20 protein-coding genes are annotated in these 18,825 nt (G+C 60.7%); 12 read left to right on the top strand and 8 right to left on the bottom strand.

The annotated features are described in order from the left end of the window. Nucleotides 1–7: 7 nt before the first annotated feature. Together DP106_RS05425 and DP106_RS05420 are read left to right on the top strand one after the other, a co-directional pair. Nucleotides 8–829: an ABC transporter ATP-binding protein gene (locus DP106_RS05425; protein WP_120083915.1), complete on the top strand. Its 822-nt coding sequence runs from the start codon at nucleotides 8–10 to the stop codon at nucleotides 827–829. Further along, nucleotides 830–2,437, top strand: coding sequence for a hypothetical protein (locus DP106_RS05420; protein ID WP_120083914.1), 1,608 nt, complete (start codon nucleotides 830–832; stop codon nucleotides 2,435–2,437). It begins immediately after the preceding gene. 16 nt (nucleotides 2,438–2,453) lie between these two features. Here the strand turns inward: DP106_RS05420 and DP106_RS05415 are convergent, their stop codons facing one another. Together DP106_RS05415 and DP106_RS05410 are read right to left on the bottom strand one after the other, a co-directional pair. Then, the gene (locus tag DP106_RS05415; protein ID WP_120083913.1) at nucleotides 2,454–2,840 is read right to left on the bottom strand and encodes a DUF3054 domain-containing protein; all 387 of its coding nucleotides are present in this window, start codon (nucleotides 2,838–2,840) and stop codon (nucleotides 2,454–2,456) included. A 51-nt stretch (nucleotides 2,841–2,891) separates the two neighbouring features. Continuing rightward, on the bottom strand, nucleotides 2,892–3,503 hold the full coding sequence (locus DP106_RS05410) for a class I SAM-dependent methyltransferase (RefSeq protein ID WP_120083912.1): 612 nt from the start codon (nucleotides 3,501–3,503) through the stop codon (nucleotides 2,892–2,894). Nucleotides 3,504–3,564: 61 nt separating this feature from the next. Between DP106_RS05410 and DP106_RS05405 the strand changes: the two genes are divergently transcribed. The 6 genes from DP106_RS05405 (at nucleotide 3,565) to DP106_RS05380 (ending at nucleotide 7,825) form a co-directional block, all read left to right on the top strand. Next, entirely contained in the window at nucleotides 3,565–4,191 is a 627-nt protein-coding gene (locus tag DP106_RS05405; RefSeq protein ID WP_120083911.1) for a GNAT family N-acetyltransferase, read from the top strand. A 39-nt stretch (nucleotides 4,192–4,230) separates the two neighbouring features. Further along, complete coding sequence (locus tag DP106_RS05400) at nucleotides 4,231–4,491, top strand: antitoxin VapB family protein (protein ID WP_120083909.1); 261 nt, start codon at nucleotides 4,231–4,233, stop codon at nucleotides 4,489–4,491. A gap of 208 nt (nucleotides 4,492–4,699) precedes the next feature. After that, nucleotides 4,700–6,007, top strand: coding sequence for an RNA-guided endonuclease InsQ/TnpB family protein (locus tag DP106_RS05395; protein ID WP_120083908.1), 1,308 nt, complete (start codon nucleotides 4,700–4,702; stop codon nucleotides 6,005–6,007). 125 nt (nucleotides 6,008–6,132) lie between these two features. Beyond that, nucleotides 6,133–6,456 carry a PIN domain-containing protein gene (locus DP106_RS05390; protein ID WP_120084084.1) on the top strand — a complete coding sequence of 108 codons (324 nt, stop codon included), beginning with the start codon at nucleotides 6,133–6,135 and terminating at the stop codon, nucleotides 6,454–6,456. A 63-nt stretch (nucleotides 6,457–6,519) separates the two neighbouring features. Beyond that, on the top strand, nucleotides 6,520–7,500 hold the full coding sequence (gene fen, locus DP106_RS05385; protein WP_120083907.1) for a flap endonuclease-1: 981 nt from the start codon (nucleotides 6,520–6,522) through the stop codon (nucleotides 7,498–7,500). Between the two features lie 61 nt (nucleotides 7,501–7,561). Next, nucleotides 7,562–7,825: a BolA family protein gene (locus tag DP106_RS05380; RefSeq protein ID WP_120083906.1), complete on the top strand. Its 264-nt coding sequence runs from the start codon at nucleotides 7,562–7,564 to the stop codon at nucleotides 7,823–7,825. Nucleotides 7,826–7,852: 27 nt separating this feature from the next. Here the strand turns inward: DP106_RS05380 and DP106_RS15780 are convergent, their stop codons facing one another. Together DP106_RS15780 and DP106_RS05375 are read right to left on the bottom strand one after the other, a co-directional pair. Beyond that, nucleotides 7,853–8,083 carry a DUF5615 family PIN-like protein gene (locus DP106_RS15780; protein ID WP_165857831.1) on the bottom strand — a complete coding sequence of 77 codons (231 nt, stop codon included), beginning with the start codon at nucleotides 8,081–8,083 and terminating at the stop codon, nucleotides 7,853–7,855. An 85-nt stretch (nucleotides 8,084–8,168) separates the two neighbouring features. Further along, nucleotides 8,169–8,450, bottom strand: a complete 282-nt coding sequence (locus tag DP106_RS05375; protein ID WP_165857830.1) for a DUF433 domain-containing protein — start codon at nucleotides 8,448–8,450, stop codon at nucleotides 8,169–8,171. Nucleotides 8,451–8,546: 96 nt separating this feature from the next. Between DP106_RS05375 and DP106_RS05370 the strand changes: the two genes are divergently transcribed. The 3 genes from DP106_RS05370 to DP106_RS05360 all read left to right on the top strand — a co-directional run bounded on the left by DP106_RS05370 (nucleotide 8,547) and on the right by DP106_RS05360 (nucleotide 12,937). Continuing rightward, entirely contained in the window at nucleotides 8,547–9,956 is a 1,410-nt protein-coding gene (locus tag DP106_RS05370; RefSeq protein WP_120083904.1) for a class II fumarate hydratase, read from the top strand. A 48-nt stretch (nucleotides 9,957–10,004) separates the two neighbouring features. After that, entirely contained in the window at nucleotides 10,005–11,336 is a 1,332-nt protein-coding gene (gene glmM / locus DP106_RS05365) for a phosphoglucosamine mutase (protein WP_120083903.1), read from the top strand. Between the two features lie 185 nt (nucleotides 11,337–11,521). Continuing rightward, a complete protein-coding gene (locus DP106_RS05360) occupies nucleotides 11,522–12,937 on the top strand; it encodes an ATP-binding protein (RefSeq protein ID WP_120083902.1) in 1,416 nt (471 codons plus the stop codon). A 104-nt stretch (nucleotides 12,938–13,041) separates the two neighbouring features. Here the strand turns inward: DP106_RS05360 and glmU are convergent, their stop codons facing one another. Then, on the bottom strand, nucleotides 13,042–14,241 hold the full coding sequence (gene glmU, locus DP106_RS05355) for a bifunctional sugar-1-phosphate nucleotidylyltransferase/acetyltransferase (RefSeq protein ID WP_120083900.1): 1,200 nt from the start codon (nucleotides 14,239–14,241) through the stop codon (nucleotides 13,042–13,044). 144 nt (nucleotides 14,242–14,385) lie between these two features. Between glmU and DP106_RS05350 the strand changes: the two genes are divergently transcribed. Then, nucleotides 14,386–14,922, top strand: a complete 537-nt coding sequence (locus DP106_RS05350; RefSeq protein WP_120083899.1) for a DUF7342 family protein — start codon at nucleotides 14,386–14,388, stop codon at nucleotides 14,920–14,922. A gap of 477 nt (nucleotides 14,923–15,399) precedes the next feature. Here the strand turns inward: DP106_RS05350 and DP106_RS05340 are convergent, their stop codons facing one another. The 3 genes from DP106_RS05340 to DP106_RS05330 all read right to left on the bottom strand — a co-directional run bounded on the left by DP106_RS05340 (nucleotide 15,400) and on the right by DP106_RS05330 (nucleotide 18,688). After that, the gene (locus DP106_RS05340; protein ID WP_120083897.1) at nucleotides 15,400–16,314 is read right to left on the bottom strand and encodes an NAD-dependent epimerase/dehydratase family protein; all 915 of its coding nucleotides are present in this window, start codon (nucleotides 16,312–16,314) and stop codon (nucleotides 15,400–15,402) included. 72 nt (nucleotides 16,315–16,386) lie between these two features. Continuing rightward, complete coding sequence (locus DP106_RS05335; protein WP_120083896.1) at nucleotides 16,387–18,189, bottom strand: ABC transporter ATP-binding protein; 1,803 nt, start codon at nucleotides 18,187–18,189, stop codon at nucleotides 16,387–16,389. 148 nt (nucleotides 18,190–18,337) lie between these two features. Continuing rightward, a complete protein-coding gene (locus DP106_RS05330) occupies nucleotides 18,338–18,688 on the bottom strand; it encodes a transcriptional regulator (protein ID WP_120083894.1) in 351 nt (116 codons plus the stop codon). Between the last annotated feature and the right edge of the window lie 137 nt (nucleotides 18,689–18,825).

Genomic DNA, 18,825 nt, shown 5'->3' with positions numbered 1-18,825 from the left:
GTCACCAATGACCGACGAGCCGCCGGCGATCACCGCCCGCGAATTGACCAAGGCCTTCGACGGCGAGCCGGTCGTCGACGGGATCGACCTTACCGTCGAGCAGGGCTCGGTTTATGGGTTTCTCGGCCCAAATGGCGCGGGCAAGACGACCACGATGCGAATGTTGACAACGCTGACCGCGCCGACCAGCGGCGACGCCGCGATTCTCGATACATCGATCACCGACCGCGACGGCGTCCGCAGCCATGTCGGCTATCTCCCCGAGGAACCACCGGTTTTTGATGAACTTACCGGCCGCGAACAGCTTCGGTACTTCGCCCAACTCCGTGACCTCCCGCCGGAGCCGACCGCCGACCGGATCGAGACGTGGCTTGACCGCTTCGATCTCACCGACGACGCCGACCGCCGGCTCGACGACTACTCAAAGGGAATGCGCCAGAAGATCGGCCTGATCCAAGCCCTGCTGCACGAACCCGAAGTCGTCTTTCTCGATGAGCCGACCAGCGGCCTTGATCCCCGTGCCGCCCGCACCGTGATCAACGCCATCAACGCCCTTACTGACAACGGCCAAACGGTCTTTCTCTCGACGCATATCCTCTCAGTTGTCGAGGAACTCGCCGATAGCGTTGGGGTGCTCTACGAGGGCGAACTCGTCGCCGAGGGCGCGCCAGATGAGCTGACGGCGGCCGCCGAAGCCGGCGCGGATTCGACGTTAGAGGATGTGTTCCTGTCGGTAACAACCGAGTCATCGACAGCGACAACAGCTGTCGCCGACAGCAACGACGGCGAGGTCGCTGGCGAGCCCGACGCGGCGGCGACGGAGCGATAGATGGCGGTCTCTTGGCAGCGAACCCGAACGGTCGGTCGCACAGAACTTCGTCGTCGCTGGCGGACGCTCCGGGACAATCCGAGCCAACTGCTCGGAATCGCGCTGATGGTGTTGTTTCTCCTCCCTGCTGTCGGTGTCCTCGTCGGTGGTGCCTACTTCGCTGGCAGCGCGCTCACCGGCGATGTGTCGACGCCGATCCCTCTTGCCAGACAGGCCGCCGTCGGCATCTGGCTCCTGACCGCCGTCTTCGGCGGGATTCGGGGCTACACGTCGCTGCTTGATCCCGACAACCGCGACGGGCTGCTGACGACGATCTCTCACGGCCAGCTGTTGGCTGGGTTGTTCGTCGCCGAGGCGACGGTACTCGGCGTTCCAGCGGTCGTCGTGCTCGCCTTCGCGGCTCTCGCCTTTGCCGTCGGTTCCGGCTCGCTTATCGCCGCACCGGTTGTCTTTGTGGCGGCCACGCTGCTGGCGGCGACCGGCTTTGCTACCGGTGTCGGTGTCGCCTTACTGGTCAAAAACGGCGGTGTTCGCTCACGGCTGCTCTACCGGCTTCGAACGGTCGTCTTCGTCGCCGGCTTTCTGGCGTACTTTGCGGTGCTGTTTTCGAACTCGACGTCGGACGTGCTCGGCCCGCTGATCGGGGTTCTGACGCCGACGCCCATCGGCTGGGTTGGCGAGGTCGCACTGCTCGCAGCCGGTGCTGCGGCTTCGCTCGCCCGCGCCGCCGTCGGACTGGTCGTCGTTGCCGGTGGGCTTGTCGTTGGCGCGCCCGTTCTGACGCGGCTGGCGGGCTGGCTCTGGTATGCCGATGGGCTCGAAACGACGAAATCGACGGCGACACCGACCGACGCGACCGGCGGGCGGCTTCTCAGCTGGCTCCCCCCGCCAATCGCCGGTGTGGTCGCCGTCGACTGGACGCGAGCCCGCCGCGCGCCGATCTCACTGTCGTATGCGATCTACCCGGTGTTCGTGTTGGTGACGCCGATCATGGAGACGGTTCAGACCGGCAGCGTTGCTGGCTCGTTCCCGGTGTTGGTAGCATTTTGTGGCGCGTGGATCACGGGCGCGCTGTTCACGCTCAACGTCGTCGGTAACGAGGGGGCGGTGTTGCCGGCGACGGTGTTGAGCCCCGCCCCGGAGCGCGCACTTGTCGGCGGTCACATCGCCGCAGGCGCGCTTGCCGGCCTCCCCGCGACGGTGCTGGCGGTCACCGTACTCGGGATCGCCGGCCCGCAGTCGCTCACGACAGTTGCCACGCTGACCGTCGGAACCGTCGTTGCCGGGGGTTGTGCCGGCCCGATAGCGACGGGGATCGGCGCGGCGTTCCCGCGACACGAGGCCGTCAGCGTCTCCCGAAGCCGGAAGGCGATCATCCCGAGTACGGTCGCGTTTGTCGTCTACTCGCTGATCGTTTCTATCGTCGCCCTCCCGCTGTTGCTCACACACACCGGTTTCATCGCCCACCTCGTTGCCGACACCCTCGGCATCTCGCGGGTCGTTTTCGGCGGCGTTGGGATCGCGGTAACGGCGGTGCTTGGCGTCGCGTTCGGCCTGTTTTCGTTCCTCTATGCGCGCCGTACGGTCGAGAACTACCGAATGGAATAAAAACGGCCGCGGTTCGTCAGCCGACGACTTTGAAAAACAGCCAGCGGAAGCCGGCGATCAGCCCGCCGGTGAGAACGAGTGCGATACCGACGAACGCGGGGGCGAGACCACCCGGAAACACCGGTGTCGCCCGCAGGCCGAAGCCGATCAGCGCGGCGACCACCCACGCCCGAAGCCCCAGCGGGATCGCCGCCTTTGCCGATTCGCCGGCACCCGCGGAGTACGCTCCGATCACGACGGCACCCACGAGCCAGCCGATCACGAACGGCGCGTAGACGCCGGGTGCCCGCGTTGGCGTCAGCGTACTGTGCTGTATCATCCCGATTGTCAACACGCCGAGGATCGCCAGCAGATCGCCGACGGCCAGCGGGAGGCCGGCCGTATCGACGCGGTCGTTGCGCATACCCACCCCTTCGACTGTGGGGTAAAACCTTCAGCGATTCGGCCCAACGGCTCAGCGAGTCGTTCCGACCACGGTATACTCGAAGCCCGAATCGAGCACCTTGACTGAAAACCCGGCGTCGGCAAGCAGGTCGGCGAGATCATCCGGCGTATAAAACGTCGATTGCATCCCGATAGCGTGTTCGGCGCGAACCAGCAGCCAGCCGAGCGGATGGCTTGGATCGAACTCCCGAACGACGAGGACGCCGCCCGGACGAATCACGCGATTGGCTTCGGCGACGACCGCCGCCTGCTGTGGCATGTGGTGGAACGCGTCGACGATGATCGCCGCGTCGACCGCGTTGTCGCCGACTGACAGTCGCCCCGCGTCGCCCTGCATCGCGCTCAGCGGGCCGGGCGGATCGGCCGGTCGACCCGGCCCGCTCGCTGTCCGGGTTCGGGCACGCGCCAGCATGGGGCGGGAAACGTCGACGACAGTTCGCTCGCCCGCGTCGACCGCGATGCTCGCACGGCCTGTGCCGCCGCCGAGGTCGAGCAGGCGGTCGATCTCGCCGTCGGCCCGAGACAGGGCTGCCGCCAGCGAGTCCCGGTCGGCTGCCGGCATCACCCAGTCGTAGATGCGGGCGAACCGGTCGAAGAAGCGAACATCGCCGATGCCGTGCATACGTTGTCCTCGGCGGCCGTCGGCAAAAGCACTCTTGTCGGTGCCGCCGCTACCGCAGTGTATGGAGTTCGCGCTGCTGGGGTGGGCCGAGGCCGATCCCACCGTGCGGCTCGATTACCGGCGATTCAGCTACGCCGGGAAGTTCGTCACCGGCGGGACTGGCGTCGCGGTGATCCGTGGCGAGAGCGACGACAGTGCGGCCGAATCCGAGTCGCTGGCGTCGCTGCCGGACGGCGTCGCCGAGAGCGATTTCGCCGACGATATCCTCGCCGCTATCACGTTCAGCCCGGATCGAACCGAGCCGTCGACGCTAAAAATTCGGTATCTCACAGTCCGTGACGATCTCCGCGGTGACGGCCAGCAACTCGGCCCGAAGTTGGTCACGTTTCTGACCTCGCGGGCGGCCGCGGCGGGCTACGACCGGATCGCCATCGCGGTCAACAACGCCTTCTCGTATCACGCACTCTACAAGGCCGGCTTCACCTACACTGATCGGGAGACCGGGCTGGCCGAACTCGTGCTTGCTCGCCCAATCAGCGAGCCAGCCGTCGCGTCGCAATCGGGCTACCAGCGCGGTCTCGACGTGTTTCGGGAACGTGAGGGGTTGTCGGCGGCGGAAACCGAGTTTCTCGCAGCTCATACTGACGCTGTGCCACCGCGGTTGCTCCCGGCTCTGCGGCAGTCCTGACCCTATATTATATAAACATACACAGACAACTGTGTACGTATGTCCTCGAAAACGGTCTCACTCGACGAGGAGGCCTACGAACAGCTGAAAACCCGAAAAAAGGCGGGCGAGAGCTTCAGCGATGTCGTCAAGCGACTGGCCGGCGAACAGTCGTGGAGCGAGGTCACTGGCATCCTTACCGACACGGAGGCGGATGCGCTCGAAGCATCGATCACGGGCGGCCGCTCAGCCTCAAATCGTCGACGTGATCAGCTGGCAAACGAACTGGCGGACGCGACGGATAAGGCCACGGAATGCTAGAGATACGAGTGCATATCGCTGTTTTCCTGTGAGCGACGAGTGTCACGACTGCAGTCGGAACCGAGGAGCGAACAGGCGGAGGTTGAGCGGACAGCAGGGTGTAACAGGCCACCGTTCTATTGCACTGCTGGATTTCCCGCCGTTTCACTTTCACTTTGGATGGCTGAGATATTTACCCAATATACTCATACAATGTAGTACGCCACCGATGGCTGAATTCACGAAAACGCTCGAACTGAAGCTTGTGAGCCCAAATACCCACAAGCGACAGAAGCTTCGTGAGACGCGGGACGCCTACCAGCAGGCACTGCAGGACGCCTTCGCCGCTGGCTGTGACACACAGGCAGCGGCCAACGACGTGGTTGTTGAGTACGACCTGAGTGGCTACGCGAAAAACGCCCTCAAGAAGTACGTCCCACAACTCTGTGGGAACAGCTACGATGCCGACGAGCTGCATGACGATCACCCGGTACGGTTCACCAACGAAGGCCTACAACTCGATCACAAGCCACAGAACGCCACCGAGTGGTACGTCAAAGTCCCGCACCACGAGGATTACCACCTCTGGATTCCGGCACGCGCCAACCCAGAACAGCGGGAGTGGCTCGAAGCGGTGTACGCAGCCGACGCCGAGATGGGTGAAAGTCGGCTGTTCGAGCGTGACGGGACGTGGTATCTCCATATCACCGTTACCCGCGACGTGGAGGATCAATCTGCGGTGTCCGCCGACGAGCGGACGCCGCCAGACGAGTCTGGCGAGCCCTGTCTCGCTGGACTCGACAGGACGCCGATAGGCGTGGACATTGGAGAAGCGAGCCTCGTCACGGTGTGTCACCGTGACAACTCGGGTTCTCCGGTTCGCCCCCGGCTGTGGGCCGACGAAGGCAAAACCGTTCGTCGGCTCCGCAAAACCTACTTCACCGCGAAGCGACGGCTTCAGAAGCGTGGTAGTGACCGAATCGCAGCGTCCTACGGCGAGTCGCTGTGGAAACAAATAGATGATGTATTCCACCGCGTGACCCGCGAGGTCGTGGAATACGCCGAGTCTGTTGAGAACCCGGTGCTGGTGCTGGAAGACCTGACGCACATCCGCGAGAACATGGACTACGGCGAGTACATGAACCGGCGGTTGCACGGATGGAGCTTTGGCAAACTCCATGCCCAGATTCGCTACAAAGCCGCCGAGCAGGGGATTCCAGTCGAGACAGTGAATCCCCGGAACACGTCGAAGGCGTGTCATGCTTGCGGTGAACATGGCTCCAGACCACGACAGGCGACGTTCAGCTGCTCAAACGACAGCTGTTGGGTTAGTAAATATCAAGCCGACGTGAACGGGGCGATAAACATTGCAGACCGCTACCGTAGTGGAGAGAGTCACCGCCGAAGTGGCCGAACCTCCGGTCAGAAGGCTGGTGCCGATGACTCGGCTACGGATGGGGCCTCTTTGACCGGGCCACAAGACAGCCACGCCGATGCTGAAACCCAGCAGACGACGCGCGGAACGCATGCGTCTTGAAACCCACAGGCCGCTTCGCTTGGTCTGAAATCCCGTGGCGGGATTCTTCGGCGTTCACGCGGAGGAGGAGGTCAATCAGGATACCTCGTTCATCGTTGATCTGCCTCGCGGCGACGTTCCTCGATGTGATCGAACGCGACAGCAAGCCACAAAAGGTCTCCTCTGTCACTGTCCTCGAACTGTATGAGGGTGTAGGCAGAGCCGAGACGCCACATGACAAACGAGATCGGATTCTTGCGGTTCTCGACTCGAAATCAGTCGTTGCTGCCGACGAGACGATCATGCAGAAGGCAGGAACGCTGTCCGGCGAGTTGATCAGTGAGGGTGCACGGATCGACCGCGAGGACTGTATCATTGCGGCGACCGCACTCCTGATCGATGAGCCAGTCATCACGCGAAACACGGCGCATTTCGACCGAATCGACAGCCTCGAAGTCCGGTCGTACTAACTCTCTATTGTTCAGGCGATATCGACTCGGGAGTTTCAAGCCGCCGGCAGCCGTTTGCTCTGTATGGGAAATTCGGATCTTCGCTCGCTGGCGGCCCTCTCGGAGTGTCCCTTCGCGGATATCGAGGGCAGCACCGTCGCTGTCGACGCCCACAACTGGCTGTATCGGTATCTGACGACGACCGTCAAATGGACTGACGACGCGATCTACACCACCGCCGACGGCACTGAGGTCGCCAATCTGATCGGTGTCGTGCAGGGTCTGCCAAAATTCTTCGAACACGATCTGACGCCGATCTTCGTGTTTGACGGCGGCGTCACCGACCTGAAGGACGACGAGGTCGAAAAACGCCGCAAGCAACGTGAGCAAGCCGAAGAACGGCTAGCTGAGGCTGAAGAAGCTGGCGACCAGCTTGAAGCCGCCCGTCTGTCGGCCCGAACGGTGCGACTCACGGAAACGATCCAGGAGACGACCCGCAATATCTTCGATCTGCTCGACGTTCCATACATCGACGCCCCCGCCGAGGGCGAGGCCCAAGCGGCCTACATGAACCGCGTCGGCGACGCCGACTTTGTCGGCAGCGAGGATTACGACACGCTGTTGTTCGGCGCGCCGCGGACGCTCAGAGGGCTGACGAGCAAGGGCCATCCCGAACTGATGGAACTTCAACCGACGCTTGCCGATCATGGCCTCACCTACGAGCAGTTGGTCGACGTGGCACTACTCTGTGGCACCGATTTCAACGATGGGATCAACGGGATCGGCCCGAAAACCGGCGTGAAACTCGTCACAGAGCACGGTGATCTCTTCGGCGTGCTTGAGGCCCGCGACGCACACATCGAGTTCGCCGACCGCATCCGGGAGCTGTTTTTCGATCCGCCGGTTACCGATGACTACGAGATCGACGCCGCAATCAACCCCGATCTCGACGCGGCCCAAACCTACGTGACCGACCGGTGGGAAGTCGACGCCGACGAGGTCGAACGCGGCTTCGAGCGGATCGAGTCGTCGGTCGTCCAGACCGGCCTTGATCGCTGGCGTTGAGCCCCGGGATAGCCGCTCCCGAAGTCCGCGCGTTTTTGTCGATCCCCGTGTGTTAGCCGGTATGGACACCACCGACATCCAGACCGCGATCGAAGCCGGAATCGAGGACTGTGAGGCAACTGTCAGCCGCCCACGCGTCGTCGACGAGAATTATGAGGACTCACATTTCGCTGCAACTGTTGTCTCGCCGGCCTTTGAGGGCCAGTCGCTGGTCGATCAACACCAGCAGGTCTACGACGCGTTGGGCGAGCATATGACGACCGACATCCACGCCATCGAACTGACGACGTACACGCCCGAAGAGTACGACGAACACGGCGAGTGACAGAGCGAAACGCAGGGAAGGGCGGGCTTAGATCCATCCGTTCGGAATATGCCACACCGTATCGGAGAGGTCGCCAACGTGCCGTTCGAGTCGGCGGAGCACGGTCGTAACATCCCGTGGCGGGGTTCGCTGTGCTTCGAGAAAACAGACTCCCGGGTGTGAATCAAACCGAAAGAAATCGTCGTCATTGGTCAGGAGCACGCGGTTCGTTTCGTTGCAGTAGGCGATAATCTCACTGTCAGGGTGCTCAGTCCCAATTCGTCTTGGACACGAACGACATCGTGGCCTTCCTGTCCCAACAGCACGCTGATCGACCGCTTGATATTCTCGTCACAACAGCACCTCATGACCGTTCGACAGTTTCCGGGGTGGGCTGTTCGGCTCGACTCTCGCGGCGACGAGTCTCCCGTTGCTCGCGGTAGTCCGATAACTTCTCGACGTGCTCGTAGTAGTAGGCGAGTGCTCGATAGATCGACGACAGGTTGAGATCGAACTCCGCGGCGACCGTCTCCGGCTCCATCTCCTCCTCCTGTATCCACTCGACGATCTGCACAACGCTGATCCGCCGATCCGCGATCCGAGGTTGGCCGCCGAGGACGCCCTCTGTAGAGACGATCTCGCCCATAGCGTTCATACACGCGCCATCGGTAATAAACAGTTGCACGGCCGACCGCACAACCGATCAGTAGCTTTTACCCCGGATTCGACCGTTGGCTCGGGTATGGCAGACGACTACCGCACGGAATCCGATAGTCTCGGTGAGATGGATGTCCCGGCCGACGCCTACTGGGGAGCTCAGACCCAACGCGCCGTCGAGAACTTTCCGATCTCTGACATTTCCTTCAGCCGCCGGTTTGTCCGCGCGCTCGGCATTGTGAAGAAGGCCGCCGCGCAGGCCAACCGTGATCTCGGCCTCGTCGACGACGAGATCGCCCAAGCGATCATCGACGCCGCGAACGGGGTCATCGCCGGCGATCACGACGACCAGTTCCCGGTCGACATCTTTCAGACCGGCTCCGGCACCTCCTCGAATATGAACGCCAACGAGGTGATCGCCAACCGCGCCGCCGAACTGCTTGGCCACGAGATCGGCGACCGCGTCGTTCACCCGAACGATCACGTCAACTACGGCCAATCAAGCAACGACGTGATCCCGACGGCGATGCACGTCGCGGGTCTCGAAGCCGTTGCCAACGACGTTGTGCCAGCCCTCGAAACGCTGGCTGATGAGCTCACAGCAAACGAAGATGAGTTCGATAGCGTGGTCAAAACCGGCCGTACCCACCTCCAGGACGCGACGCCCGTTCGACTCGGCCAGGAGTTCAGCGGCTACCGCACCCAGATCGAGAAAGGCGTCGACCGCGTCGAGAGCGTGCAGGATCACCTTGCCGAACTCGCGCTGGGCGGTACCGCGACCGGCACCGGGCTCAACACCCACCCCGAGTTCCCCGAGCGCGCGGCCGATTACATCGCCGAAGAAACCGGCCTCCCGTTCCGCGAGGCTGACAACCACTTTGAAGCCCAGGCCGCCCACGACGCGATGAGCGAGGCCCACGGCGCGCTCCGGACGGTCGCCGGCTCGCTGAACAAGATCGCCAACGACCTGCGGCTGCTGGCCTCGGGGCCGCGCAACGGCCTCGGGGAGATCGAACAGCCAGAGAATCAACCGGGCTCCTCAATCATGCCGGGGAAGATCAACCCCGTCGTCGCCGAATCCGTGAACCAACTCCACAAACAGATCGTCGGCAACGACGCCGCCGTTTCTGCGGGCGCGGCTGAGGGCCAGATCGATCTGAATCTCTACAAACCCGTCTTGGCGCACAACTTCCTGCAGTCGGCCGAGCTCATCGCCAACGGCTCGGAGGTCTTCGCCGAGCGGTTTGTTGCGAAACTGGAGGCGAACGAAGAGCACTGCTCCGAACAGGTCGAACAGAGCATGGCACTGGCAACCGCGCTCAACCCCGCCATCGGCTACGACAAGGCTAGCAAGGTGGCAAAGCAGGCACTCGCTGAGGGCAAGACGGTGAAGCAGGTCGCCGTCGACGAGGGGTATCTCACCGAGGACGAAGCCGATGAGGTGCTTGATCCCGAATCGATGACCCACCGCGTTATTCTCGGCACCGACGACTAAGCGACCCCCTTCGGTAGTTTTCTATCCGTGTAGCGGTACCCACGCCATATGTTCGGAACCAGCGGGATTCGCGGGCCGGTTGGCGACGCTGTCACAGCCGCCCTCGCGCTGTCGATCGGCCGGGCAGTTGCCACGGATGGAGCCGAAACAGTTGTCCTCGGTCGCGATGCCAGAGAGAGTGGTGGCTTTCTGCGTGACGCCGTCGCCGCCGGCTGTCGGGAATGTGGCGCGGACGTGATCGATCTCGGAATGGTAGCGACGCCGACAGTCGCCCGGAGTATCGCACGACTCGATGCCGACGCCGGGATCGTCGTGACGGCCTCGCATAACCCCCCGGAAGACAATGGGCTCAAGCTTTGGACGCCGTCAGGGCAGGCCTTCGACACCGACCGCCGCGACCGGATCGCCGGGATCGTCGAGGATGAGTCCTACACGTTCGCGGCGTGGGACGAGTCCGGAACACGCCGCAGCGACGACCGAGCGACCGCAGCCCACACCGCTGCCGTCGTTGAGGCGGTCGAGACCGACGCACCGATCGATAATCTCTCTGTGGTTGTCGATGTCGGCAACGGTGTTGGCAGTGTGACCGCCGCCGCACTCGGTGAACTCGGCGTCGACGTAACGACGCTCAACGCCCAACCTGACGGCTCTTTCCCCGGCCGACCCAGCGAACCGACCGCCAAGACGCTGACGACGCTCTGTCGGCAGGTCGAACACGGCGATGCCGACCTCGGGATCGCCCACGACGGCGACGCTGACCGGATGGTCGCTGTCGATGAAACCGGGACGTTCGTGCCGAAGGATGTGCTGCTCGCGCTGTTTGCCCGCCGCGCTGTCGCCCGTGCCGGTGGCGGTGTCGTCGCCGCACCGGTCGACACCAGCCGCTGTGTCGACGACGCCATCGACTCCTTTGGGGGCCGCGTCACGCGAACGAAGGTCGGGGATGTGTTTGTCGCCGAGGCCGCGACACGCGAGGAGGTTGTCTTCGGCGGTGAACCCTCCGGGGCGTGGATTTGGCCCGATGAAACCCTCTGTCCAGACGGTTCGCTGGCAGCCGCGAAGTTGACCGCACTTGTCGCCGCTGAGGGGTCACTCGCCGAGCAAGTTGCCTCGGTGACGACCTACCCGATCCAACGCCGAAGCATCGAGGTCGACGACAAGACAGCCGTCATGGAACGGGTTGCCGCAAAGCTCAGAGATGCCTACGACGGTGTCACGACGATCGATGGGGTTCGCGTTTCAACGGCTGACGGGTGGGTGTTGGTGCGGCCAAGCGGTACCCAACCGTTGATCCGGATTACGGCCGAAGCCGAGACCGAAGACGTGGCTGATGACCTGCTTGCTGCGACCGTCGAGCGTGTTGAAGCCGCTCGTAAGTGAAGTGTCTTTTAATCTATATATAGGCAAGGCGAGTGCCTCGAGGCTAAGACAGTCCACAAGCAGCGTATTTTTGTCATGTGGCTGGTCAAAGGTTATTTTTTACTGGTTAAACTATTATTGCTGAAACTATAATAGTTTGGACTATAACATCGAAGCATTTTCGCATCTACAGGATAACTAATGGTATGGATCAGTTCGTTGATCGTGCCACAGAGCTACAACGGCTACAGAACCTCTATAACAGTGCTAGTGCAGAACTTGCAGTAGTCTATGGACGCCGACAAATTGGGAAAAGCGAACTCGTCCGCCAGTCAATCGCCGACCGTGATAGTGCTGTGTACTACCAAGCAGTCCAGGGAACAGCAACGACCCAACTCAGACGGTTTGTTGAGGCCGCATCCACAACTTACCCGAGCATCACGAGTGTCAAAGAAGAGTGGGAACCGCTTTTGGGGCATCTCGTAGAGAGAGATGCGATCATTGTCATCGATGAATTTCCATATCTCATCGCCTCAGATGAAAGCCTTCCTTCAATCATACAACATTTGTGGGACACAGCTGTCGACGAACGTGAGGCTACCCTCGTACTCACCGGCTCCGCAATCGGGATGATGCATACCCACGTCCTCGATGGCGGTGCACCACTCTACGGTCGAGTCTCCCAGACACCGAACGGTCGGATTGAGCTCACCCAACTGCCATTTCATGCTATCAAGGAGTTTGTGCCGACCTACGATCCCGAAGAACGAGTCTTCGTCTATGGGGTCTTTGGCGGCACGCCCAGATATCTCAACCCGATTGACCCTTCACAAAGTCTTGGAGCAAACATCACGCAGTTGTTGTATGCTCCTGATGGCCCACTGCACGACGAACCGGAAACTGTTCTACAGATGGAACTCACGGAAGTAGACACATATTTTTCAGTGTTGGAATCGATGGCCAGCGGGAATCGCAGCCGGAACGAAATCGCCCAGGGTGCCGGCATTGAGAGCACAAATACATCGTACTATTTTGACCGGTTGGAAACACTCCGGATTATCGAAACCCAGCATCCAGCACTTGCCGATCCGGCCCGTAGCAAGCGAACCCGGTATCGAATCCGAGATCCTGTCTTCCGGTTTTATTTTCAGTTCCTCTACGGGCGGGGTGGTCAGTATGAACTGTACGGTGAGTCTGCCTACGATGATCTCATCGAACCGGAGCTGGCTGATTTCGCCAGTGAGACGTTTGAATCACTCTGTCAGCAGACACTGCCAACACTGTATGACAACTACCAGATCACACAGTTTCCAAGCCAATGGTGGTACAAAGGCCGGGAAATAGACGTTGTCGCTCCGACCGACGAATCGACACTTATCGCTGGCGAGGTGAAATTCACTACCACGCCGCTTCGCTATGATGTGCTTGCAAAACTTGAGGACGACGTAAGACACATCGACTGGACGCCTCCCACTGGTGGTGAGCCGACATATGAATTCGCTCTGTTCAGCCGGTCTGGATTCACCGCCTCGGTTGAAGATGCTGCAGCCGAGCGAGATGATCTCCGTCTGTTCGATCTTCCCGATATTGTTGCAGTGCTCGAGCGGCGAACTGACCAGTAGCCCACTCCCACCGATGCCTGGGATGTTCAAGTTCTACTCCTCAGGAAGCCGGCTGTCGTAACCGCAGGCGATGATTGTTTCACGGGGCTGACTTGGTCACCGTGTCACTCTCGTCGATCTCGTGTCAAGACTTCCCCTGGTGTCGTCGTCATTTCTGTGCCCACCACGACGCCTGCGTTGAGGCTCGTGTTGATCCCGGTTTTCGCCTTGTCGCCGACGACAACACCGAACTTTCGGCGGCCTGTTGAGACGCGCTCGCCTTTGACTGTGACTTCCACCGGTTTGTCGTCGTGTCTGAGGTTGGCAACTGTCGTCCCCGCGCCGAAGTTGACGCCGCGGCCGAGGATGCTGTCGCCGACATACGAGAGATGGCCAACCGTGGCACCGCTCAGCAGGACGCTGTTTTTGATCTCGACGGCGTGGCCGACGTTCGCGCCCGCGCCGATGGCGGTCGCCCCCCGGATGTAGGCGTTCGGCCCGATGGTCGCGTCCTCACCGATGTAGGCTGGCCCCTCGATGGTGACGCCGGCTTTGATCGTCGCCCCGGCTTCGACGACAACGTCGCCCTCGATAGTCGCGCCGTCGCTGACGGTACCGTCAAGCCGCCGCGAGAGCGACTCCGAGAGCCACTCGGTGGCGGCCAGTAGTTCCCACGGCCGGCCGACATCCAGCCAGCGGTCGAAGGGGACGGCCGTCACCGTGGTCTCCCCGCAGACGGTTTCGAGCACGTCTGTCAACTCCAACTCGCCGCGTTCGGAGGTTGAGACGTCGAGTCGATCCTTGGCGGTGGCCGGAAAGACGTACGAGCCGGTGTTGATCAGGTTCGACTCGGGGTTGGCGGGCTTCTCGACGACACCAGTGACGCGCGTGTTGTCGTCGCTGTCAAGTTGGAGGACGCCGTAGTTCGAGGGATTATCGACGCGGTAGGAGCCGACGGCGGGGCCGCTGTCGTAGAGTGTCGCCAGCGACTCGGGATCGTAGAGCGCGTCGCCGTTGAGGACGACGAACGGGGCGTCGTCGAGTTCGGGTGCGGCCGCCCGGACGGCGTCAGCGGTGCCGCGCTGGGCGGTCTGTTCGGCGTAGGCGATGTCGAGCCCGCGGTGGCTGTCGCCGAAATGATCGCGGACTTGGTCGGCCTCGTAACCAACGACGACGACGAACCGGCTGGCTCCGGCGTCGGCCGCGCGGTCGAGGGTGTGTTCGAGCAGGGGCCTGCCGGCGGCCCGCAGCATCGGTTTCGGTGTCGCGTCGGTCAGCGGTCGCATTCGTGTTCCTTGACCGGCTGCGAGGACGACTGTCTGCATGGCTGATCGTTCGGTGCAGCCGGCAAAACTATTCTGCTCTCACAGAAATAATTGTATCTCATGGGTATTCTCGTATCAAGTTGTAGTCTGCTGAGGCTGTGGAGGCGGGATAAGTTATTTGAGCACATAACTCAAATATATACTATGAGCGAGTTTGACCCGGAGCCATCGGCGGCCACACTCTCCGAGGAACAAGCGGTGTGGACGGAGACGGAGGACACACGAAGACGAATTCAGTCGGTGGTTACTGGTCTCCAAGAGCCAGCACCCGTCACGGCGATCGCTGATCGGGCAGCCTGTTCGGAAAATGCAGCTCGAAAACATCTGAAAGACTTCGCTGCTCTTGGAGTGGTTCATCAAGTTGATGACCCCTCTGGAACGCGTTATGTCCGTAATGAGGCGTATATTCGATGGCAACGAGCCAACAAACTGGCGACAACCAACACAGCTGAAGAGCTGCTGACCACACTTGCCGAGCTTGAAGATCAAGACGAACAATTCCAAGCACAATTTGACGAGTCAGCCCCTGAAATGGTCGAGTTATCTGCGGAGCTAAGCCATACTGATCTCGAAGAGCGGCTCGAAGCACTCTCAGAATGGGCAACAGTTCGAACTTCTATCGACCGGCATAAGGAAGCTGTTCGGATTGCTCGCCGGACAGACGACCGACTCACAGCATAGATATGGATGGGTCGGCAGCACCGATTGATGATTCGATCCTCGAACTACTCGCTGAGAGAGCACGAACACACCCACTGGCCCAAACCGTCCGTACACAATACACCGGCGGCATACTCTCGCTTGTTGTCGTCGAACTTGATTGTGATCGATATCCCGAGTGGATTCAGGATGCTCGGATCGAAATACGATGGTATACGAACGGCGATTATAATTTTCACTATATTGAAACACACACCTCCGATGAAATCTGGCAATGTCGGTGGGATAAACACGTGAACCCCCACACAACGAGAACTCATTTTCACCCACCACCAAGCGCCAATTCAGCCGACGCGATCCCTGACCAGCTATCTGCCTGTCACCCAAATGACCTCTTCACAAGAACTATCGCAAATATCCGTCAACGGATTGCCGATGTCTGGGACTCACACGATCAGAATTCGTGATGATTTATATGACACCTAGCTCGTATTTGGCTTAGTCGTCATACGGCTCACAGACGCGTTCAACGCCCTCTTCGAAGCTGATCTGTGGCTCCCAGCCGGTTGCTTCGTGGAACTTCGAGATGTCGGCCATTGTATCGTGGACGTAGCCGTCGAAGGGACACTCGATGTACTCAGGATCGATGTCAGTGCCGAGTGCGTCATTGATCATCTCGACCATCTCGTTGAAGCTGTAGGCTTCCTCGGTACCGACGTTATAAACGCCCGTCAGTTTGTGGTCAGCGGCGAGTTCACAGGCGCGGGCGACATCCTCGACGTGGGTGAAATCCCGGGTTTGGCTACCGTCGCCGAACAGTTCCGGAGCCTCGTCGTTGGCGATGGCGTCGGCGAACTGGGCGACTGTGTTGGCGTACTCGCCTTTGTGTTCCTCGTTGCCGCCGAAGCCCTGATACACAGAGAAGAAGCGAAGCCCGGCCATGTTCATGTCGTGGTGATGCGCGTAGTACTCGGCGTACCGTTCGCGGGCGAGTTTTGAGGCCTCGTAGGCAGTCTGGGATTCGACAGCCATGCTCTCCGGGGAGGGTTCAGTTCGGCTCCCGTAGATTGAGGAGGTCGAGGCATACACAACGGTCTCACAGCCGTGCTCTTTGACCTGTTCGACGGTATTGACGAAGCCTTCAACGTTGACGCGGCAGCCCCGCTGTGGATTTTCCTCGTGCATATTCCGCGAGGAAAGCGCGGCGAGATGGAACAGGGCATCAACATCGGCCGGCAAGTCGTCATCGAGCACGGAGGCTTCGACGAACTCGACAGTGTCGTCGAGATTTTCCGGTGTCCCGAGATACGTGTCGTCGACGGCGATTACTTCATTGTCCGCAGCAAGATGGTTGGCGAGATTCGAGCCAATAAAGCCCGCGCCACCAGTGACGAGAACGCGTTGGTTCTGCATACTCGCATCTTACCACCGCGAGTAATGACTATGTTGATTCTGCGTTAGGTGAAATACCTCCTGCTGAGAGGATCAGCGTCTCGACTGCATGTCATTTAGTGCGGCGTACGTTCCCGATGCCTCGATCAACTCACTGTGTGTCCCTGACTCGACAATCTGACCGCTTTCAAGCGTGTAGATTCGATCGGCGTTCTGGATCGTTGACAGCCGGTGGGCGATGGCGATGATGCCAACCTCCCGATCCATCGACTCGATCGACGCTTGGAGGTCGGCTTCGATCCCTGAGTCGAGATCGCTGGTCGCCTCATCGAGGACGAGAAAGTCAGCGTCGGTCAGCAGGGCGCGGGCGACGGCGATCCGCTGGCGTTGGCCACCGGAGAGCCGGACGCCATCGTCGCCGAGCTGTGAGTCATAGCCGTTTGGGAGCTCTTCAAGAAACTCATCGACCATGGCGATCTCACAGACCCGTTCGACCTCTCTTCGGGTCGCTTCACGGTTGCCCACCGTCAGGTTGCCTTCGAGTGTGTCGTCGAAGATGAACGGTCGTTGGCGGACGACGGCGATCCGCTTGCGCCACTCCTGGAGATCGAACGCCTCGATCGGCGTGCCGTCGGCGCGGATCTCGCCGGTATCGGGCTCGTAGAAGCGAGCCAGCAGCGAGACGATCGTCGATTTGCCTGCCCCGGATTGGCCGACGAAAGCGACAAACTCGCCGCGAGCAACGTCGAAGGAGATGCCATCGAGCACCTGCTCGTCGTCGGTGTAGCTGAAGGCGACATCGTCGAAGGTGATCTCTCCGACCGACGACACAGGCTGATCGCCGTCGGACTCTCGTCGTTCGTCGAGTTGATCGAGGAACTCGTGGGTACGAACAAGATGTGAGAGCGCGCCTTCGAGGCTGTAGAGTTGGCTGTTAAGGGTGCTCACCCGTGGAGCGAGCTGAAACATGGCGATCAGGAAGATCCCGAGTTCGCCAAGTTCGAGCCCCGAAAAGACGAAGCCGACGTAGATCAACACGAAGATCGTGACCGCCGCGGCGAGCTGGTAGAAGTTCGTGATCGCCGCCTCGTTGCGGGAGATGGCGACCTCGGCGTCGGCGTACTGGTCGATCGCGCCACGAAAGCTTTCGAACAACTCCCCGGACATCCTGAATAGTTTCACGTCACGGATCCCCTGTGTGCCGGCCTGAACAGCGGTCTGGACGCGCTCGTTAGCCTCGGCGACGCGCGTCCCGACGGTGACAGCGGGCTCGATGCCAACCCGGAGAACAACCGTGATCGTCCCGAGAATGCCAACCGCAAGAGCGGTCATCACCGGCGTGATGTACAACATGATGGCGAGATACATGCCGACCAGAAACAGCCGCTCCATGGTCATCACGCCCTTTTCGATCACTTGGCCGGAAAACCGTGTTTCGGTGATGATCGCGTTGAGGATGTCATCGGAGCCTTCCGCATCGAAGTAGCCGACGCTCGCCGCAAGCGCGCCGTCGAACGCATGGGTTCGAAGGGCTGTTTCGTACTGGGTTGCGAGCCACGCCTTCAGCCACGCGACGAGAAACGAGAGCGTATACCGGATGGTCATCACCGCGGTGACACCGACGAGGAGGTAGCCGAGTTCGAAGGGAACCCCGAGAAACTCATAGATTGCAAGGAAGGTTTCCAACACCGGTCCGCCGCCGTCGACGGGGCCCTCGGCCTGTGCGACCTCGATGATCGGGTGGATAAAGCCGAGGCCAACGCCTTCGAGGCCGGCGACGAACCCGCCGAGGAGGATGAGCCCGGCGGTGAACGTTGGGCGATAGCGGGCGACCCGAAGGAGGGCGGACAGCTTCTCACCCCACGTGAGGTCAGCGGGTACAGTGTTCTCGGTCATTGCTCCGGGTTATCTGACAACGAGTGAAAAGGCCGCGGAATCTTGTCTGTAGCACGCCCTCACGACATGGAACAGTCATGATATCTGCCCTCTTGACAGAATAGTGCGACGAACGGGATAGTATCGACGAACGCCGTTTTCGGGTCGCTCACGAACCTGGTTGATAGAGGAGTTCATCAACTTGTTCGGACAGGGCTTCGTGACCCGAGGAAAATGACGGTCGATCGGTGAATATCGTATCATCTGTGTTGACCCGATTTGGAGCGGCGTTCTCACGACGCCAGTAGACGACGCGCCCGGTTGTTTTTCGACGCCCGAGTCGACCTTGATCGTGTAGTCGGTTCAGTTTTCGCCGGGCGGAGTCTCGTGAACAGCCGGTAACGTTGGCGACGTCATCAGAGGTGACAACCGGACCACTGACTGTATCAAATACGTCAAGCACGTCGGTGAGTCCAACTTGTTCGGTGAACCGCCTGTCCTCGTCGCGGTTCTGATCCATACGAGCACACTAGCGTAATAGTGTAGAAAACCCTACGGTGCATCCAGTGTGGGTAACGAGTATAGGTCTCTGCTGAGAGTTGGTACCACTTGTCTCCAGTGTCGGCGTTCCAATACTCTCGAGCGAACACTGCTGAC

It is taken from the genome of Halonotius pteroides, from assembly GCF_003605635.1.
GTDB lineage: Archaea > Halobacteriota > Halobacteria > Halobacteriales > Haloferacaceae > Halonotius > Halonotius pteroides.
This window is presented reverse-complemented; position numbering and strand designations above follow the sequence as displayed.